Below are 1,890 nucleotides of genomic sequence, written 5' to 3' on the forward strand. Positions count from 1 at the left end.
TTTGAGAGATGTAAAACTAAATTTGTGTAAATTGGTTAAGGAAGAAAAACCTACTCCAAAATTATCTAAACATAAGTCAATATTTAATTTTGATATATCATTAAAAGTATTAGTTACTGAAGATTTTTTTTCTAACAACATATTTTCTTTAACTTCGATTTGAATATTATTATGTTGACGATGATTTTCAGGAATAAATGTCCTTAATCTAGTAACAATATCTTGTTCTTGAAATTCATATTCTGATAAATTAACACTGATAAAAATATCTTTAATATCTTCCCATGTTTTTATATCTTTGATCACCGATTTTATAATCCAATTCTCCAAATTAATAATCATGCCATTTTTTTCGAGAATTGGGATAAATTTTTCGGGATAAATTAAACCTAATTCTTTATTTTCCCACCGAATTAAAGCCTCAGCACCCATGATTAATTGAGTTTGAAGTTTAACAACGGGTTGATAGACAATTTTAAACTCATTTCTTTCAATAGCTTGATTAAAATTGTTCTCTAAATTAGATTTATTAATCTCAATTGTCGGTATTTCTGAGTGATAAAATTTAAACTGATTTCTCCCATTTTTTTTAGATTGATACATGGCTAAATCAGCATTGCGAATTAACTGTTTTAAGTTATCACCATCAGAGGGAAACATAGTAACACCAACACTAGCTGAAATAAAAATTTTCTGATTAAAAATATCAAAAGGTTGTCTTAATAATCGAATAATTTTTTCAGCCACTGTTTCTAAATGAGTGAATTTTTCCAAAAATGGCACTGCCATTAAAAACTCATCACCTCCTAACCTCGCCAATAAATCTGTATTGCGTAATGCCTTTTTCATTCTTGCTGTTGCTTGGATTAATAATTCATCACCAAAATCATGACCTAAATTATCATTAACTTGTTTAAAATGATCTAAATCGATGAACATTAATCCTAAATTAGTTTGAGTTTCTTTTGCTTTTTCTATTAAATATTTAACTTTTTCTAAAGCATAATTACGATTAGGGATATTCGTTAAATGGTCATATTTTGCTTGATACTGTAATAAAATATCCTGTTGTTTTTTTTCGGTAATATCTTCTTTTACTGCCATATAATGAGTGATGACACCAGCAGAATTAAAAATAGGAGAAATTAAGGCTTTTTCCCAATATAACTCTCCATTTTTTTTCATATTATGAAATTCTCCTTGCCATTCTTTTCCCTGTTTTATGGTATCCCATAAATTTTTATAATCATTCTTACTTGTATGCCCTGATTTAAGAATACGAGGATTTTTTCCGATTACTTCTTCTTCTTTATACCCTGAAACTTCTTCAAATTTGGGATTAACATATTCAATATTTCCCTTAATATCTGTAATAATAATTAATGCAGGACTTTGTTCTGATGCTTGAAATAATATTTTTAGTTTTTCCTCCATTTTTTTCTTTTCAGTAATATCAATAAAAGAAATTAAAAAGGCACTATTATCATTCCAAACAATAGGCACTGCTCTCATTTCAACAGTACTTAATTCTCCTGATGGTCTTGGTATATCTAATTCACTAATTTTATCAAATTCTAGAGGAATACCTAAAATTTCTCCTAACATTTCTTCTTTTTTACGATTAAATAATTTTTCGGCTTCCCGATTTAGAAATAAAATTTTCCCAAGATGATCAATAACAATCATACCGTTAAGATTATTATTGATAATTGTTTTTAATCTTTCTTCACTATTTTTTAATGCTAATTGTGCTTGTTGTCGTGCTAAAATTTCTGAGGATAATAGCTGATTTTGTTCTTGTAAATTTTTCGTTAAATTTCTAATTTTTAAAGAACTATTAATTCTCGATAATAATTCTAATAAGTTAATGGGTTTAGTAATATAAGCTAC

1 protein-coding gene is annotated in these 1,890 nt (G+C 27.0%); it reads right to left on the reverse strand.

All coding sequences use genetic code 11. The features are described from left to right. The coding region (locus tag FWJ34_RS19265; RefSeq protein WP_308256943.1) for a diguanylate cyclase domain-containing protein at nucleotides 1-1,890 on the reverse strand (1,890 nt) is incomplete at both ends.

This window comes from Geminocystis sp. GBBB08 (assembly GCF_016743215.1).
GTDB lineage: Bacteria > Cyanobacteriota > Cyanobacteriia > Cyanobacteriales > Cyanobacteriaceae > Geminocystis.